Here is a 15,901-nt window from a genome sequence, read left to right on the forward strand (position 1 = left end):
CCTAGTTTTAACCGCCGATCGCTTCTCCGACCGCCTGGCGTGACAAGGCGGCTTGCTCGCCCACCCAGGCGACAAATTGCTGCACTTCGGGGCGGTGTTGGCCTTGCGCGGATTGCAGCATCCAGTACGCAAATGGGCTGGCAATGCGCGCGGCGGGGCCGAAGGGCTCGACCAAGTCGCCGCGCTGCAGTTGCTCCGACACCAGCACCAGCCGCGCCAGCGCGACCGCCTGGCCCGCCAGGGCCGCTTGAACTTGCTGGTAGGTGAAGTTGAGATACATCCAACGGCGCGGCTGCAGCTCCGCCTCGCCCTGGAGGCGCAGCCAATGCCGCCAGCTTAAAAATTCGGCGCTGGGCCGGTGGTCGTCTTCTTCCGCCAGGGTGTGCTGCCGCAAGTCGGCGGCACGGCGCAAGGGCGGGATCGCGCCTTGTGCGGCCTGCTCGGCCAGCAAGCTGCTGACGACGGGCGTGAGCGTCTCGCCGAACAATCGGTGCGCGTCCGGCGGAACCCGCTCAGGTGCGGTGTAACGCAGCGCCACATCGGTCTCGCTGTCGTCAAGTTCGACCAGGCCGTCATGTGCGGAGACACGAATGTCGATGTCTGGATAATCCCGCTGAAAGGCCTCCAAGCGCGGAATCAACCACAGTGAGGCGAAGGATGCAAACGTGGTGACGTTGACCACGCGCCGCCCGCGGGCCCGGCGAATCTGGCGCACCGCCTGGTCCAGCCGTTGCAAGGCGGATTCGATGGCCGGTTTGAGCAAGGCGCCGTCGCTGCTCAAGGCCACAAACCGGGTACCGCGAAGGAACAGCGTGCAGCCGATGTCTTCCTCCAGGGATTGAATCTGGCGGCTGACTGCCGATTGCGTCAGGTGTAGCTCTTGCGCCGCTGCGCGAAAGCTCAGGCATCGGGCAACAGCCTCAAAGGCCCGCAGCGGGCCGATGGGCAAGGGCCGTTGGCGTGTCGCCGCTGGCGCAGGGGGTGGGGGCTTATTCATGCGCGAATGGTATCAATTCGGCGCGGCGATCTCATTGGACGGTCCGCGTGAGGACTCTTAATATTCATCGCATACCCGGATTGAATGCCGCAACTGGCGAGTCGCCGGATTTTCTGGGCGGTGTATCGAGGAGTGCAAGTCATGACAAATTCGCAACAAGGGCTGTGGCACTTGGGGGCCGGCGAAGCGCTCGGCCTCGACATCGGGCCGGGTGAACGGACCCTGGTGCTGAGCACCGGCCGGCTTTGGTTGACCCTGACACAGCCGGCCTCGGCACATTGGTCCTCAGCCTTGCCCGAGGATGTCTGGCTGGAAGCCGGGCAAAGCCTGCATCTCGCCCACGGCGCGCAGGTGGTGGTGGAGGCTTGGCCCAAGGCCACATTTCAACTGCTTGTGCCGCCTTGCCCTCGCAGGGTGGGTGCCCCTCGCTGGGCGCGCTTTAAAGCGCAGTTGGCGGCGCAAATCGCTGAGTTGGATTCAAGTCGGCGTCTTGGGTTTTGAGACGGCCTTGGGTTTGGCCGGTGCTTTGCGTCGCTTGACCGCCGCTGCGGCTTTGGCCAATTTGTCGGCCTGGGCGCGCAGCGCGGCCTCCATGGCCAGGCGTGCCCAGGGCATCAACAGTGGGGATGACTCCAGCGCCTCTTCCGGCGGGCAGAAGTAGCCCAGGCTCATCGTCTCGCCCTCGCGCTGGTAGGTGAAGGGGCGGCAGCCGGCGGCTTCAAAGCGGGGCCGGGTTTGTGCATCGATTTTCAAGAAGAGTTGCTCGTCTGCAATCAAGGCGACGAATAAATCGTCCACATACAGGCCGTGTCCGCCAAACATACGGCGCAGGCGCACAGGGCCCAATGGGGCAAACAGTTCGGCGCAATGCTGGGCGAATTCTTGGCTCATCGGCGGGATCCTTGCGCGTGGTGCGTGATGCGCGATGTGTGGGGTGCGGGTTGAATGCGGGGACTGAGCCTGGACTGTAGCGAAGGTAGCGCGCTGCCTGCACAATGGTGCTCAAACCTGCTTCGGAGACCCGTGTGGATTTGAACGACCGTATCGCCCTGCGCTCCCGCTTGATCCGTGAGCGGCTAGACATGCCAGATCGTCTCGAGCGCGCCGAGGTCTTGCAAAGCGTGCTGCGCGCTTGGCTGATTCCGCGCCGTGAGCTGACCATTGGCGCCTATTGGCCCATCAAGGGTGAGTTTGATCCGCTGCCGTCGTTGTACCGCTGGAGCGAGTCAGACCCGCAACGCCGCATCGGTCTACCGGTCGTGGACAAAATGAGCGGGACCCTGAGTTTTCAGGTCTGGTACCCAGGCTGCCCGATGGAAGAAGACGCCTACGGCATTCTGAAGCCCAAGGACACTGAAGTGTTTGAGCCCCAGTTGGTTTTGGTGCCTTGCCTGGGTTACGGCCCCTGCGGGCTGCGCCTGGGCTATGGCGGTGGATTCATGGACCGCACCCTGGCCGCGCTGGTGCCACGCCCCGCCACCGCCGGCCTGGCCTATGCCCACGGCTTTCAAGCCCTGCTGAAGTCCTTGCCCCACGATGTGCCGCTGGACGCCATGATCACTGAAGAAGGCGTGGTGTGGGATAAAGGTTGCTAAAGGTTGCTAAAGGGTGCGGGCGGCTAACGGGGGCCGGGTCGCCCTGTACCCGGGACGGTGGTATCGCTGACAATTCCCACATGAGCACTTACACCCAACACCTGAGCCATCTGCAGACCCGGGCCGAACTGGCCTTGGCGCGCTGCGGGTTTGACGCCATGCTGATCGCATCGGGCGTCGAGAAATTCGCCTTTCTGGATGACCGACCCTACATCTTCGCGCCCAACCCGCATTTCAAGCACTGGCTGCCGCTGGTGAATCATCCTGACAGCTGGTTGCTGATTCGCCCCGGGCACAAACCCCGGCTGGTGTACTACCAGCCTGACGACTACTGGCATGTGCCGCCGGCCGATCCGACTGGGGAATGGGTGCCGTTGGTGGAGCTGATTTTGATCGGCAAGCCCGAGGACGCCGCTGCCCATCTGCAGGTGCCTGGGCGCTTGGCCATCATCGGCGAGGCGGATGCTGCGTTGCCGGGTTTGACGCCCAATAACCCGCAAAATCTGCTGAACCTCCTCCACTACCAGCGCGCCTACAAGAGCGAGTACGAGCTGGACCAGATGCGGGCGGCGTCGCGCCGCGCGGCGCCTGCTCATCGGGCTGCACGCGATGCATTTTTGGCAGGCGCCTCGGAGCTTGAAATCCACCGCGCCTATCTCGCCGCCTGCGGGCACACCGACCGTGATCTGCCCTACAGCAATATCGTCGCGCTGAACGAGCACGGCGCGGTGCTTCACTACCAATACCAAGACGCCGTTGCCCCCGCCCAATCACGCAGCTTGCTGATTGATGCTGGCGCACAGGTCAACGGCTATGCCTCCGACATCACCCGCAGCTGGAGTGCTGGCGACGGCGCCTTCGACGCCTTGCTGGCGCACATGGAAGCAGCCCAGCTGGCGCTGGTGGACGAGGTGCGCGCCGGCGTGGACTATCGCGACATCCACCTCAGCACGCACCGCCTCGTGGCCGCTATTCTGCAAGACCTTGGCGTGGTGAAGATGAGCGTGGAGGCGCAGTTGGAGGCCCGTGTGACCTCGACGTTCTTCCCGCATGGCATCGGGCATCTGATCGGGCTGCAAGTGCATGACGTGGGCGGATTCATGGCCGACGAGCAGGGCGGCGTGTCCGCCAAACCTGAAGGGCATCCCTACCTGCGGCTGACACGCCCGCTGGATGAGGGCATGGTCGTGACCATCGAGCCCGGGCTCTACTTCATCCCCACCTTGCTGCGCAAATTGCAGGCCACGCCAATCGCGGCTTCGGTGGACTGGACGCTGGTCGAGCATCTCAGCCGCTTCGGTGGGGTGCGGATTGAAGACGATGTGGTGTGCCGTGCCGCCGGCAGCCCGCCTGAGAACCTGACCCGCGACGCTTTTGCCGCCTTGGCGGGGCTGCCCCGGCCGGACGTCAAGCAATCTTGATGCTGATGGCAGCCTGACCGGTCAGGCCTGTCTTGCTGTCCTTGACGATGACAGTGACGGTGTAGCTGCCGGCCACGGCTTTGGACCAACTGAGCACGCCTGCAGCGCTGATGCTCATGCCGGTCGGAGCCCCGCTCAAAGTGAAGGTTACGGCGTTGGTGGCGGTATAGCTGACGGCGTAGCTGAAGGCCGTGCCGGCCTTGCCCGTGATGCTGCCTGCGGTAATCACCGGCGCGGTGCTTGCGCCCAGGGTGGTGCTCAGGCTCAACAGGCTGGTGACGTTGGGGGTGCCGAGGCCGGTTGGGGTGTCGTAGCCCGTCTTGGCAGTGCAGGTGCTGCAGCTGCCATCAGTGCCGGTCTTCACGTCGGCAAAGGCGCTGGCATAGTTGCCCGGCACGGTGGCAATCTGTTGGTATAGCAGGTTATGTGGCGCGCCCAGCGCGACTTTGTTGGCTTGGGCACGCACGGCGTTGGCCACAGCCAGCAGGCCCGCCCATTGCGGTGTGGCGAGGCTGGTGCCGCCCGCGCTGACCCAGTTGATGGCGCCGCCGGCCGTGGTTTGCACCGCCACATACTGGCCGGTGCTGGGGTTGGCGTTGAAGGCCACGTCGGCCACATTGCGGCGCACGGGCGTGCCCATGCCCGGCACCGACACGGTTTGGTAGCTGGGCGTGGCGGTGTAGGCGCTAACGCCGCCGCCAGTTCCCGACCAAGTGACCTCGCTGCGCGTGCCGCTGCCGCTGTAGCTCAGGCTGGTGCCGCCAACGGCCACCACATTGGGTGAAACGGCTGGCCATGACACGGCGGCGCCGTTGTCACCCGTGGCGGCCAGATAACTCATCTTGGCCACGCTGAAGGCTGCGTCGACCGAGGCGGTGTAGCTGCCTTCGGTGGCGCCAAAGCTCATCGACACCACGCCGGGGCCCATGGCATTGGCCAGCTTGACGGCGCCCAACAGGTTCGTCAGCGAGGCGTCGGCAGCTTCGATCAGCACGATGCGCGCCAGGGGGGCGGTGGCATGCGCCCATTGCACGTCCAGCGTGATTTCAGTGGCCCAACCCGAGTCATATGCGGGAACGGTGCTGGTGAGACCGCCGGCCGAGGTGCTGTACACCTGCGAGAACTCGCAGGCAGTGCTGGAGGCGGTGGCCAAGGGCAGGCTGCTGGAGGCGGCAATCGCCTTGCTGGTGCAAGTGGGCAGGCCGAACTTCAGGTTGAAGGCAGCGAGCTCGGCCAGCACATAAGGGTCGTGCTTGGCGTCGACGATGTAAATCGTCTGGCCCGCACCCAATTGGGCGGCCTGCGCCGTTGTCAACGTGGCGCCAGCGGCGGGCAAGGCAGGTAGGCCGTAGGCGGCGCGAATTTGGGCGGGCGTGTAGGTGGACACGGCCGAGGTACTGGCCTTGGGTGCGGCCGACTCGCCGCTGGAAGAGGCCAGGGCGCTGCTGCGGCGGTTGGCCTGCAGGGTCTGTACCGTGAGGCCGCGGGAGGCCATGCCGCTGAACTCGGCAGGGACGTCTTGCTGGGTGGCTTGGCGCCCGGCGGAGGCGGTGTTGTCGCCTTGCGCATCGGTGTCGCCGGGTTCGTTCAGCAAAACCGGGGCAATGTGGAAAGTTGCCTGCGCCTGCTGTTGCCCGGCGGTGTCGGGCAGCGTGGCCGCCAGGGCTTGCGCAAGGCCCGTGTCGCCGCTGTTGGCCGTTGTGACGCTGACGCTGCTGGTGGCTGCCGCCTGTGTCGTCGCTTGTGCGGCGCTGGTGTCCTGCCCGCCGCCGCAGGCGCTGAGCAAGGTGGCCAGCACGGTGGGCAGCAGCAAGGCGCTGCCGGATTTGATAGACTTCAGGGACTGCTGCGTCATGGCCAGGTCGCTCCAACTCAATGCAAAGGCGGGCGAGGGCCAAACACAGTCAACAAAGCCCTGGCTTTGTTGGCAACCCCGCTACCTTGGCGCTTGCCTTGTGGCGTGAGCGCTGTAGGCCGGTGGCTTTGCGTCCCTGGCTTTCGACAGGTTTGCCCTCGATACTGGTGGCTTCCTGGGGTGAACCCTGGGAAACCATTGGATGCGACTCTAACCTCAAGGTTCGACGCGTGCACCTGGGGTTTCTGTAAAGAAGATCGGCGCTGTGATCGAGTTCACGCCCCGCCTCGTGATTCAGGGTGATTCATCGTGACGCGCTGCAGCGGGGCTGAAATGCAAGCGGCCCGGGGGCCACCCGGGCCGCTTGCCGCTTGAGCAAAAAACTGCTCAGAACGATTGGATCGTTTAGAAGCGCATGCCGACGCCGACGCCGATCAGCAGCGGGTCAACCTTGAATTTGCCAACTTCGGTGCCGCTGGAATAGATCTTGGTGCCGATCTGCACCTTTTTGACATCCACGTTCAGGTAGATGTTCTTGGCGATCTGGTAGTCAGCGCCGATCTGGGCGGACAGGCCCCAGCTGGTGTTGTCGGTGCTGGGGTGCAGCGCGGTGTCCACGGCAGAGTCAAACTTCACTTCCGAGAAATTGGTGAAGTTGACGCCCAGACCCACATAGGGGCGGAAGGTGCCGTTGGGGATGAAATGGTACTGCAGCGACAGGGTGGGCGGCAGGTGCTTGAGGGTGCCGATCTTGCTGCCGTTGGAGCGGATGTCGTGGCTTTGCGGATAGGTCAGGATCAGCTCAGTCGCGATATTGGGCGTGATGAAGTAGCTGATATCGACTTCAGGAATTACTTTGTTGTTGATGCTCAGGCCCAGACCGGTGCTGTCGCTGTTGGCCGAATCCAGATTGACGGCGCGGGCACGCACCATCCAGGGGCCTTCTTGTTGCGCTTGTGCGGCCAGGGCGGTGCAGGCCAAGGCGGCTGCGGTCAGCGATGCGGCGAGAGTCTTTGTGAGGGTGATGGACATTTCAATGCTTCCTTCTAGGTCTGGGAGTAAGTCCCGATAGACAGCATTGAATCGATCTCGGGCGGGCCTGCCCTTGACATATCGCAAACGAAAAAAAGCCCTCACGAGGAGGGCTGTGCGGATTTGAGCCAGCGCAAGAAACTTAGCCAAGACTGAGGCGTTTGCACAACTCCAGCGTCAAGGCGGACTGATTGAGCGTATAGAAGTGAACGCCGGGTGCGCCGCCCGCGATCAGACGCTCGCACACGCGGGTCATCACATCCAAGCCAAAAGCGCGGATGGAGGCCGTGTCATCCATATAGCCTTCCATCTTCAGGGCCACCCAGCGCGGGATTTCGATGCCGTCACGCGCGGCAAACTGGGCGATGCGAGCGTAGTTATGGAAGGGCATGATGCCCGGCACGATGGGTGCGCTAACGCCGAGTTTGCGCGCCTCGTCGACGAAATGAAAATACGCGTCGGGGTTGAAGAAGAACTGGGTGATGGCCGCATTGGCCCCCGCCGCCATCTTGTCCGCAAAGTGCTGCAAATCCTTGGCTGCATAGCGTTGCTGCGGGTGGTACTCGGGGTAGGCGGCGACCTCGATCTGCCAATCTGGGCCTTGCGTTTCGCGGATGAAGCGCACCAGCTCGGCGGCATAACGAAATTCACCGGCGGTAGCGGTGCCACTGGGCAGGTCGCCCCGCAGGGCCACCACACGGCGGATGTTCTGGGTCCGGTAGGTGGCCAGAATCTCGGCAATGTTCTCGCGCGTGGAGCCTACGCAACTCAGGTGTGGTGCGGCCTCAAACCCGCTGGCGGCAATGTCCATCACCGTGGCCAGGGTCTTCTCGCGGGTGGAGCCGCCTGCGCCGTAGGTGACGCTGAAGTAATGGGGATTCAGGACGCTGAGGTCCTGCACCACGGTCTTGAGTTTTTCGGTGCCCACGGGTGTGTTGGGCGGGAAGAACTCAAAGCTGACGGGCGTCTTTTTGTTCGTGCTCATGGTTGCTTATTCCTTGTCTCCAGGCGCGCGTGTGGCCCAGAGGAAAAATTCTCTATTGCCGTCACCGCCGGTGATGGGGCTGTCGAAATAGTCGCGCACGGTGAGGCCCGCAGCGGCACAGGCCTCGCGGGCCTTGGCTTCTAGCCGCGGGTATTGGCTGGCGTCCTTGACCAAACCACCCCGTGCCACGGCCTTGGGGCCCAACTCGAACTGCGGTTTGATCAAGAGCAAGACGTGACCTTGCTCAGACAACCACGGCGTCAAATCGGGCAGGGCGCCCAGCATGGAGATGAAGCTGAGGTCACCGACGATGAGCTCAAATCCGGTCGCCGGCTTGTGCTTGGCGAGCTCTGAGGCCGCCAGCTCACGCACGTGCAGGCCTTCCAGCGCGACGATGCGCGCATCGCCCCTGAGCCGCTCGTGCAACTGGCCATGGCCCACGTCTACCCCGACCACGCCAGCTGCGCCGCTCTTGAGCAGGCAGTCGCTGAAGCCGCCGGTGCTTTGGCCCATGTCCAGCACGGTCAGCCCGCTGACCGTCAAACCCGTGTGCTTCAAGGCCCCTTCCAGCTTGAGCCCGCCGCGCGAGACATAACGTGCTTCCGCATCGTCGCCCACGCGCAGCGCCACGCCGGGGATCAAGTCCTGCCCGGCCTTGGTGACCGGCGTCCAGCCTTTGGCCGACTGCCACTCCACCGCGCCCGCCGCGATCAGCCGCTGAGCGATTGAGCGTGTGCTGCAGAGGCCAAGCGCAACGAGTAATTGATCGGCGCGCATCAGCCAATCAATAGCGGTAGCTGTCCGGCTTGTACGGGCCGCTCTTCGGTACCCCGATATACGCGGCTTGCTCTTCGGTGAGTTCAGACAGCTGCGCATTCAGTGTGGTCAGCTGCAGGCGAGCCACCTTCTCGTCCAGATGCTTGGGCAGCACATACACCTTGCCGATGTCGTAGGCGTCCTTGTGGGCAAACAGCTCGATCTGCGCAATGGTCTGGTTGGCGAAGGAGCTGCTCATCACATAGCTCGGGTGGCCGGTGCCGCAGCCCAGGTTAACCAGGCGGCCCTTGGCCAGCAGGATGATGCGCTTGCCATCCGGGAAGATCACGTGATCCACCTGCGGCTTGATCTCTTCCCACTGGTACTTCTCGATCGAGGCGATGTCGATCTCGTTGTCGAAGTGGCCGATATTGCAGACGATGGCATTGTTCTTCATCGCGGCCATGTGCTCGTGGCGAATCACGCCCTTGTTGCCGGTGGTGGTGACGAAGATGTCGGCCTTGTCGGCGGCGTATTCCATCGTGACCACGCGGTAGCCCTCCATGGCGGCTTGCAGGGCGCAGATGGGGTCAATCTCGGTCACCCAGACCTGGGCCGAGAGCGCGCGCATGGCTTGGGCCGAGCCCTTGCCCACATCGCCGTAGCCAGCGATGACAGCGATCTTGCCGGCAACCATCACGTCGGTAGCGCGCTTGATGCCGTCCACCAGGGACTCGCGGCAGCCGTAGAGGTTGTCGAACTTGCTCTTGGTGACCGAGTCATTGACGTTGATGGCGCGGAACAGCAGCGTGCCCTTGGCGGACATTTCTTTCAGGCGGTGCACGCCAGTGGTGGTTTCTTCCGTAACGCCCAGAATCTCCGCACTCTTGCGGGTGTACCAAGTGCCGTCCTCGGCCACCTTGGCCTTGATGGCGGCGAAGAGTACGCGCTCTTCTTCGCTGGTGGGGTTGGCCAGCACGCTCAGGTCTTTTTCGGCCTTCTGGCCCAAGTGCATCAGCAGGGTGGCGTCGCCGCCGTCGTCCAAAATCATGTTCGGGCCTTCACCGGGGGTGCCGGCGGGGCCGAAGTCGAAGATGCGATGGGTGTAGTCCCAGTAGTCTTCCAGTGTTTCGCCCTTGTAGGCGAACACCGGCGTGCCCACCGCCACCAGGGCGGCGGCCGCCTGGTCTTGCGTGGAGAAAATATTGCACGAGGCCCAGCGCACTTCGGCGCCCAGGGCTTGCAGGGTCTCGACCAGCACGGCGGTCTGAATCGTCATGTGCAGGGAGCCGGTGATGCGCGCGCCCTTGAGAGGCTGGCTGGCGGCGTATTCTTTGCGGATGGCCATCAGCGCGGGCATCTCGCTCTCGGCGATATTGATTTCTTTGCGGCCCCAGGCGGCCAGGGCCAGATCGGCGATATGGTATTGCTCGGGGCTCAGTGTGTTCTTCACAACGGTATTCATGGCGGACGGGCTCCTTCAAGTTTTGAAGCCACTGCCACTTTGTGCGAAGTGAGGGTTGCGGGGCAGGTCCGAGACTGCAAGGCGCCCAAGACGCAATCACCCACACAAAACGGCAGCGGGTGAGCGCGGTTGCGAAGAATCGGTGTCTGAAGAGCGACACCGAATTCGATTCCGAGCCTGGCTTCATCCCCTGTGCAGGGATTTGATGAAGTTGCAACGCTCCTCGGAGTGGCGTAATTCTAGCCGCAAGAACGTGCTGATGATCTCAATGACGGCGTGCAAATCTGCACGGCGGACTGGCGACAATGCCACCATCATGCAAGCTTTTTCACTGTGCCCCGCTGCTGCCCTGCGCCCCTTGCGAGGTGTGCTCACCGACATTGACGATACCCTGACCCTTGACGGGCGCATCGCCCCGGAGGCCTGGCGCGCGCTCCAGGCCTTGCAGGCGGGGGGCGTGCCCGTCATCGCCATCACCGGGCGCCCGGCGGGTTGGAGCGAACAATTCGCCTTGACCTGGCCCGTGGCCGCCATCGTGGCTGAAAACGGCGCGGTACTGCTCAGCCGGGATGCGCAGGGCCAGTTGCTGCGGGACTTCGCCCAAGACGAGGTCACGCGTGCCGTCAATTTTGAGCGTTTGCAAGGCTGCGCCGCAGACATCTTGCAGCGTGTGCCCGGCAGCCGCCTCGCCACCGACAGCGCGGGTCGGTTGACCGACATTGCCGTCGACCACAGCGAGCATGCCCATTTGCCGCCCGCGCAGGTGGCCGAGGTTTGTGCTCTCATGCGCGAGCACGGCTTGCGGGCCACGGTCAGCTCCATCCATATCAACGGCTGGATCGGCGAGCACAGCAAATGGAGCGCCGCGCAATGGGCGGTGCCTCACCGGCTCGGGCTGGCATTTGTTGCCGATGAATGGGTGTATGTGGGCGACTCCAGCAATGACGAGCTGATGTTTGAGCACATGCCGCTGAGCGTGGGCGTGGCCAATCTGCAGCGCTTTTTGCCGCAGATGCACTGGCGGCCCAGCTACCTCACGGCAGGGGAGCGCGGCCAGGGATTTGCTGAAATGGCGACGGCATTGCTCGCTGCTCGCCAGGGCGAAGCCGCTTGATTGCCGCGAGTTGCCGTTGCCTTACCCGGACCTAGTCGAGTCCCAGGAATTCGCTCATGTGGGCGAGACACTGCTGCAGTGCGATCTCGAATTGAGGGCCTTGTGGGGGCGGTTTGGCAAAGCCGAGTTCGTGTTCAAGCCGGCCCTCGACCACGCGCAGATTGGCCCAGCCCAACATGTCTTCGCCCCATAGCATGGGCAGGGCGTAGTGGCCCATCTTGCGCTGCGACGCCGGGGTGTAGGCCTCGAACTTGTAGGTCCAGCCCCAGAACATCTCGAAGCGTCGGCGGTCCCACACCACGGGATCAAAGGGCGCCAGCAGGCGCAACTGGGTGTCAGGCCGATGGCTGCGGGACGCCGGCGATTCACCAGCCGGCCAGAACCATGTCTGCCCCTCGATCAGCGCGTGCCCATAACGCTGGCGTGCATGGGCCAGTGCCGCCCGCACTTCCGCGCGCAGATGCGGCGCGCCATAGGCCAGCAGTGACACCAGCTGCCCCAGGGTGCGAGCGGGCAGCGGCGCATAGAGATGGATCACCTGATCAAGCAGGGCGGTGGCGCGCTGTTGGCGGGCGGCGGGGCTATCGTCGGCCTCGGGGTGTGCAGTCGCCGCATAGACGCGGGTGCCTTTGTCACGGCGCGCCACCCTGAGCATGCCGCGGTAATGCATGCCGTCAAGCAAATGCGTTACGGCATTGGTTTGCCCGCCCCAATAACGCCTCACCTGACCGTGGTCAAACACCTGCTGCACCTGCCTGGGGTGCACAGGCTGGGGCTGGGTTTGCACCCAGGCCAGCAGCTCATCGGCGCGTTGGCGGGTCTTGGCATCCCAGGTCCGCTTGGGCGTACGGGGGTGCATCAAGGCCAGGCTCTCTCTGGGCAGAAAACCGTAATTGACGAAGCAGTCTTCTTCAATGTCGAGTTGCGGGTAGCGCTGTTCAAGATCGCCCGCGCGGTAGTTTTTGACCCGCCAGGTCAGAATCAAGTCCTGTGCTCGGGCGGGGGCGCGCATGGGGTCGGCCTGTACGAAGCCGAGCCGTCGGATGGCGCCTGGCAAGTGGGTGGGTTTGAACAGGCTGCGCGCAATGGCATAACGGCGCAGGCTTGCCAGGTCGGGACTACTTTTGGCCATTGACCGAGGGCGGTGCTGGGCTGAGCAAGTCCCCAAAGCCGGACAAGGGCGCACGACCGCTGGCTTGAAAATCAGCCGCGGTCCGGCTGGCGCTGCGTTGTTCGCGTGTGTCCATCTGCATTTCAAAGCTGAAAAAACAATTGCGCCCGCGGGATTTCGCGGCATATAGCGCGTCGTCGGCCCGCCGGATCAGGCCTTCAACGGCGGTGTCCTGGTCGGGGATGCAGGTGGTGATTCCGCCTGACAAGGTCAGGTGGGGTGCGACGCTGGAACTGGGGTGCGGCATGGCGGTGAGCGCCAGTGTGCGCAGCACCGCACGGGCAAAGGTCATGGCGCCGGAGCGTGGCGTTAGCGGCAGGATCAGCGCAAATTCTTCACCCCCGTAGCGGGCGGGGTAGTCGCGTGGACGGCGGCAGATGCCCTGCAGCAGCGAGCCCACCCGCTGCAGGCAGGCGTCACCTGCCACATGCCCTAGGGAATCGTTGTAGCCCTTGAAGAAATCGATGTCGCACAGCACCAGCGTGAGCGGTTGCTGCTCGCGCTGCGCCGCCAAAATCTCTTGCTGCAAGCGTGCGTCAAAGCTGCGTCGGTTGGGCAGCCCGGTCAGCGCGTCTTCATGGCTCAGGCGGGTGAGTTGCTCATTGGCCAGACGCAGTTCGTCCGACAGCTCGATCAGCCGGCTTTGCGTGCGGCGCAAACGCTGCATGGCCCGCAGCTTGGCTTGCAATACCGTGCTGGAAACGGGCTTGACGAGATAGTCGTCGCCGCCGGACTCGATGGCTTGCCAGAGGCAATGGTCTTGGTCCAAGCTCGACAGAAAGATGATGGGGGTCCATCCCCCGGCTTCCGCCGCCCGCATCTGGCTGGCCACCCAGTAGCCGTCATGCCCGGGCATTTCGACATCCAGCAACACCAGGTCGGGGCGATGGCGCTGAAACGCCTGCAACGCCGACTCGGCAGAGTCGGCCTCTTCCACGGCATGGCCGGCGAATTGCAACTGGGCGCTCAAGACCTCACGCGTCGAGGCCTGATCGTCGACAACCAGAATTCGCAAGGGCGGCAGCGCTGTCGGTAGGGGGGCTTGCAGCATGGGCGTCACGCGCTTGAACGCACGGAAACCGTGCTTTCTGATTATGACCCCGCTCAGAATGACGTTGTTGCCCTAAATATGAGGGTTTACCGGGGCCGGCGGGCGTTAGCAAACCACCGGCCTTGGGTGTGACTGCGCGAGGCTTACAGCCCGGCTGCTGCCCTCAGGGCTGCAGCTTTGTCGGTGCGTTCCCACGTGAACTCGGGTTCTTCGCGGCCGAAGTGGCCGTAGGCGGCTGTCTTGGCGTAGATCGGGCGCAGCAGGTCCAGCATCTGGATGATGCCTTTGGGGCGCAGGTCGAAGTGCTCGTTCACGAGGGCGGCGATCTTGTCGTCGCTGATGACACCGGTGCCTTCGGTGTAGACCGTCACATTCATCGGGCGGGCCACGCCGATGGCGTAGGCCACCTGGATCTGGCATTGGCGCGCCAGGCCGGCGGCGACGATGTTCTTCGCCACATAACGGGCAGCATAGGCGGCCGAGCGGTCCACTTTTGTTGGGTCTTTGCCGCTGAAGGCACCGCCGCCGTGCGGGCAGGCGCCGCCATAGGTGTCGACGATGATCTTGCGGCCTGTCAGTCCGCAGTCGCCCTGTGGGCCGCCGATGACGAAGCGCCCGGTCGGGTTGATCAGGTATTTTGTGTCCGCCGTCAGCCATTCTTTGGGCAGCACGGGCTTGATGATTTCTTCGCGGATGGCCTCGTAGAACTCAGGCTTCATCTTGTCGCCCAGGCTCATTTCGGGGGCGTGCTGGGTCGACAACACGATGGTGTCGATGCTGTGTGGCTTGCCGTCCACATAACGCAGCGTTACCTGGCTCTTGGCGTCGGGGCGCAAAAAGGGCAGGCGGCCGTCTTTGCGCAACTGCGCCTGACGTTCCACCAAGCGGTGGGCGTAGTAGATCGGCGCGGGCATCAGCTCGGGCGTTTCGTCGCAGGCGTAGCCGAACATCAGGCCCTGGTCGCCGGCGCCGGTGTTCAGGTGATCGTCCGAGGCGTGGTCCACGCCCTGGGCAATATCGTTGCTCTGCTTGTCGTAGGCCACCAGCACCGCGCAGCCTTTGTAGTCAATGCCGTATTCGGTGTTGTCATAACCGATACGTTTGATGGTGTCGCGCGCCACCTGGATGTAGTCGACATGCGCATTGGTGGTGATTTCACCTGCCAGCACGACCAGTCCGGTGTTGCACAGCGTCTCCGCAGCCACGCGAGAGAGCGGGTCCTGCGTGAAGATTGCGTCGAGAATCGCGTCCGAGATCTGATCGGCCACCTTGTCGGGGTGCCCTTCGGAAACAGATTCAGAAGTAAATAGAAAATCGTTGTTCGCCACTTTTACACTCCATGAATGTCAACAGTTCATCGGCGTTGCCGTGCTGTCAAGGAGACGCGGCGAACGCTTTAGCAGCATTTATTGAGCATCGCTGCCCGGCGGTTGATGTGATCCTGAGATAAAGGCCAGAAAGACAATCCGCATCGCCCCGCAAGTAGTCCATTAACTCGGCGATGGAACAATTATAGAAATATGTTGAACCTGTTTCGCGTCCTCTCCAAATTACCCTTGCGCTGGCTGCATGCTTTGGGCTCCCTGGCTGGCTGGCTCACCTACTGGGGTTCACCCACCTACCGGCGGCGTTTTCAGGCCAATGTGCAGATCGCGGGCCTGCCTTGGTCGACGGCGAAAGGGGCCATTGCGCATGCGGGGCGCATGATTTTGGAAACCCCCTGGCTGTGGATGCGCCCACCCGGGCAGGCGCTGGGCCCGGTCCTGACCTGGGACGGCGCCGAACTGATCGACGCCGCCCTGCAGCAAGGCCGGGGGTTGGTCTTGCTAACGCCGCATTTGGGCTGCTTCGAGATTTGTGCGCAGGCCTTTGCTGATCGGTATTCCGGCCAGTTGGTGGCGGGCGAAGAGGCGGTCAATCCCATCACGGTGCTGTTCCGCCCTGCGCGCCAGCCGTGGTTGCGCGAGGTGGTGGACGCCTCCCGCGAGCGACCTGGCTTGTTCACCGCGCCGGCCAATCTGGCAGGGGTGCGCCAGATGCTGCGTGCGCTGCGCCGGGGCCAAACCATTGGGCTATTGCCGGATCAAGTGCCACCGCAGGGTTTGGGCGTTTGGGCACCGTTTTTTGGCCAACCGGCCTACACCATGACCATGGCCGGCAAGCTCTTGCAGCAGACCGGAGCTGCCGCCTTGTTGATCTGGGGCGACAGATTGCCGCAGGGGCGCGGTTTTGTGGTGCATGTGCGACCGGCGCCGCAGATCGCTGCCGATTCGGCCCCAGAATCCGCAGCCGCAATCATCAACAAGGCCATGGAAGAAATGATTCGACTCGCGCCCGCCCAATATTTGTGGGGCTACCACCGCTATAAGCAGCCGCGTGGCCTAGACATTGGCACGGCCCCAGCGCCAGCCTCCGCGGATGCTGCCGCTGCAACTGATCCCGCCGGGAAGGCCTGAGCC

15 protein-coding genes and 2 riboswitches are annotated in these 15,901 nt (G+C 63.5%); of the genes, 5 read left to right on the forward strand and 10 right to left on the reverse strand.

Annotated features, from left to right (window positions below):
- Positions 1-7 precede the first annotated feature (7 nt).
- Positions 8-997, reverse strand: a complete 990-nt coding sequence (locus PRZ01_RS05385; RefSeq protein ID WP_273595738.1) for a LysR substrate-binding domain-containing protein — start codon at positions 995-997, stop codon at positions 8-10.
- A 141-nt stretch (positions 998-1,138) separates the two neighbouring features.
- Between PRZ01_RS05385 and PRZ01_RS05390 the strand changes: the two genes are divergently transcribed.
- Entirely contained in the window at positions 1,139-1,498 is a 360-nt protein-coding gene (locus PRZ01_RS05390; RefSeq protein WP_273595739.1) for a DUF2917 domain-containing protein, read from the forward strand.
- Here PRZ01_RS05390 and PRZ01_RS05395 read toward each other — a convergent pair.
- Positions 1,475-1,888 (reverse strand): TfoX/Sxy family protein, encoded by a 414-nt coding sequence (locus PRZ01_RS05395; protein WP_273595740.1) that lies wholly within the window; start codon positions 1,886-1,888, stop codon positions 1,475-1,477. The two genes, PRZ01_RS05390 and PRZ01_RS05395, sit on opposite strands and share 24 nt — an antisense overlap.
- A gap of 104 nt (positions 1,889-1,992) precedes the next feature.
- On the opposite strand from PRZ01_RS05395, the gene PRZ01_RS05400 reads away from it, so the two are divergent.
- Together PRZ01_RS05400 and pepQ are read left to right on the forward strand one after the other, a co-directional pair.
- Positions 1,993-2,592, forward strand: a complete 600-nt coding sequence (locus PRZ01_RS05400; protein ID WP_273595741.1) for a 5-formyltetrahydrofolate cyclo-ligase — start codon at positions 1,993-1,995, stop codon at positions 2,590-2,592.
- Positions 2,593-2,672: 80 nt separating this feature from the next.
- Positions 2,673-4,013: a Xaa-Pro dipeptidase gene (gene pepQ / locus PRZ01_RS05405; RefSeq protein WP_273595742.1), complete on the forward strand. Its 1,341-nt coding sequence runs from the start codon at positions 2,673-2,675 to the stop codon at positions 4,011-4,013.
- On the opposite strand, the gene PRZ01_RS05410 is transcribed toward pepQ, so the two are convergent.
- The 5 genes from PRZ01_RS05410 to ahcY all read right to left on the reverse strand — a co-directional run bounded on the left by PRZ01_RS05410 (position 4,000) and on the right by ahcY (position 10,106).
- Positions 4,000-5,868 (reverse strand): S53 family peptidase, encoded by a 1,869-nt coding sequence (locus tag PRZ01_RS05410; RefSeq protein ID WP_273595743.1) that lies wholly within the window; start codon positions 5,866-5,868, stop codon positions 4,000-4,002. The two genes, pepQ and PRZ01_RS05410, sit on opposite strands and share 14 nt — an antisense overlap.
- A 68-nt stretch (positions 5,869-5,936) precedes the next feature.
- Positions 5,937-6,035, reverse strand: a riboswitch (cyclic di-GMP riboswitch).
- Positions 6,036-6,273: 238 nt separating this feature from the next.
- Positions 6,274-6,900, reverse strand: coding sequence for an OmpW/AlkL family protein (locus tag PRZ01_RS05415; RefSeq protein ID WP_273595744.1), 627 nt, complete (start codon positions 6,898-6,900; stop codon positions 6,274-6,276).
- A gap of 142 nt (positions 6,901-7,042) precedes the next feature.
- Entirely contained in the window at positions 7,043-7,885 is an 843-nt protein-coding gene (metF, locus tag PRZ01_RS05420) for a methylenetetrahydrofolate reductase [NAD(P)H] (protein WP_273595745.1), read from the reverse strand.
- A gap of 6 nt (positions 7,886-7,891) precedes the next feature.
- Complete coding sequence (locus PRZ01_RS05425; RefSeq protein ID WP_273595746.1) at positions 7,892-8,662, reverse strand: TlyA family RNA methyltransferase; 771 nt, start codon at positions 8,660-8,662, stop codon at positions 7,892-7,894.
- 7 nt (positions 8,663-8,669) lie between these two features.
- Entirely contained in the window at positions 8,670-10,106 is a 1,437-nt protein-coding gene (ahcY, locus tag PRZ01_RS05430) for an adenosylhomocysteinase (protein ID WP_273595747.1), read from the reverse strand.
- Between the two features lie 114 nt (positions 10,107-10,220).
- A riboswitch (S-adenosyl-L-homocysteine riboswitch) is annotated at positions 10,221-10,337 on the reverse strand.
- Positions 10,338-10,422: 85 nt separating this feature from the next.
- Between ahcY and PRZ01_RS05435 the strand changes: the two genes are divergently transcribed.
- Complete coding sequence (locus PRZ01_RS05435; protein WP_273595748.1) at positions 10,423-11,220, forward strand: HAD family hydrolase; 798 nt, start codon at positions 10,423-10,425, stop codon at positions 11,218-11,220.
- 31 nt (positions 11,221-11,251) lie between these two features.
- On the opposite strand, the gene PRZ01_RS05440 is transcribed toward PRZ01_RS05435, so the two are convergent.
- The 3 genes from PRZ01_RS05440 to metK all read right to left on the reverse strand — a co-directional run bounded on the left by PRZ01_RS05440 (position 11,252) and on the right by metK (position 14,770).
- Positions 11,252-12,352, reverse strand: a complete 1,101-nt coding sequence (locus tag PRZ01_RS05440) for a DNA glycosylase AlkZ-like family protein (RefSeq protein ID WP_273595749.1) — start codon at positions 12,350-12,352, stop codon at positions 11,252-11,254.
- A complete protein-coding gene (locus PRZ01_RS05445; protein WP_273595750.1) occupies positions 12,339-13,442 on the reverse strand; it encodes a GGDEF domain-containing response regulator in 1,104 nt (367 codons plus the stop codon). Before PRZ01_RS05445 ends, PRZ01_RS05440 begins: the two co-directional genes overlap by 14 nt.
- A gap of 143 nt (positions 13,443-13,585) precedes the next feature.
- Positions 13,586-14,770: a methionine adenosyltransferase gene (gene metK / locus PRZ01_RS05450; protein ID WP_273595751.1), complete on the reverse strand. Its 1,185-nt coding sequence runs from the start codon at positions 14,768-14,770 to the stop codon at positions 13,586-13,588.
- A gap of 192 nt (positions 14,771-14,962) precedes the next feature.
- On the opposite strand from metK, the gene PRZ01_RS05455 reads away from it, so the two are divergent.
- On the forward strand, positions 14,963-15,898 hold the full coding sequence (locus PRZ01_RS05455; protein WP_273595752.1) for a lysophospholipid acyltransferase family protein: 936 nt from the start codon (positions 14,963-14,965) through the stop codon (positions 15,896-15,898).
- Positions 15,899-15,901: the final 3 nt, after the last annotated feature.

Origin of the sequence: Roseateles koreensis (assembly GCF_028595305.1) — a bacterium.
GTDB lineage: Bacteria > Pseudomonadota > Gammaproteobacteria > Burkholderiales > Burkholderiaceae_C > Paucibacter_A > Paucibacter_A koreensis.

What these genes read in the sequence shown, in the direction of transcription:
- PRZ01_RS05385 (WP_273595738.1), bottom strand. Translation starts at nt 997, where the DNA reads ATGAATAAGCCCCCACCCCCTGCGCCAGCGGCGACACGCCAACGGCCC.
- PRZ01_RS05390 (WP_273595739.1), top strand. Translation starts at nt 1,139, where the DNA reads ATGACAAATTCGCAACAAGGGCTGTGGCACTTGGGGGCCGGCGAAGCG.
- PRZ01_RS05395 (WP_273595740.1), bottom strand. Translation starts at nt 1,888, where the DNA reads ATGAGCCAAGAATTCGCCCAGCATTGCGCCGAACTGTTTGCCCCATTG.
- PRZ01_RS05400 (WP_273595741.1), top strand. Translation starts at nt 1,993, where the DNA reads ATGGTGCTCAAACCTGCTTCGGAGACCCGTGTGGATTTGAACGACCGT.
- pepQ (WP_273595742.1), top strand. Translation starts at nt 2,673, where the DNA reads ATGAGCACTTACACCCAACACCTGAGCCATCTGCAGACCCGGGCCGAA.
- PRZ01_RS05410 (WP_273595743.1), bottom strand. Translation starts at nt 5,868, where the DNA reads ATGACGCAGCAGTCCCTGAAGTCTATCAAATCCGGCAGCGCCTTGCTG.
- PRZ01_RS05415 (WP_273595744.1), bottom strand. Translation starts at nt 6,900, where the DNA reads ATGTCCATCACCCTCACAAAGACTCTCGCCGCATCGCTGACCGCAGCC.
- metF (WP_273595745.1), bottom strand. Translation starts at nt 7,885, where the DNA reads ATGAGCACGAACAAAAAGACGCCCGTCAGCTTTGAGTTCTTCCCGCCC.
- PRZ01_RS05425 (WP_273595746.1), bottom strand. Translation starts at nt 8,662, where the DNA reads ATGCGCGCCGATCAATTACTCGTTGCGCTTGGCCTCTGCAGCACACGC.
- ahcY (WP_273595747.1), bottom strand. Translation starts at nt 10,106, where the DNA reads ATGAATACCGTTGTGAAGAACACACTGAGCCCCGAGCAATACCATATC.
- PRZ01_RS05435 (WP_273595748.1), top strand. Translation starts at nt 10,423, where the DNA reads ATGCAAGCTTTTTCACTGTGCCCCGCTGCTGCCCTGCGCCCCTTGCGA.
- PRZ01_RS05440 (WP_273595749.1), bottom strand. Translation starts at nt 12,352, where the DNA reads ATGGCCAAAAGTAGTCCCGACCTGGCAAGCCTGCGCCGTTATGCCATT.
- PRZ01_RS05445 (WP_273595750.1), bottom strand. Translation starts at nt 13,442, where the DNA reads ATGCTGCAAGCCCCCCTACCGACAGCGCTGCCGCCCTTGCGAATTCTG.
- PRZ01_RS05455 (WP_273595752.1), top strand. Translation starts at nt 14,963, where the DNA reads ATGTTGAACCTGTTTCGCGTCCTCTCCAAATTACCCTTGCGCTGGCTG.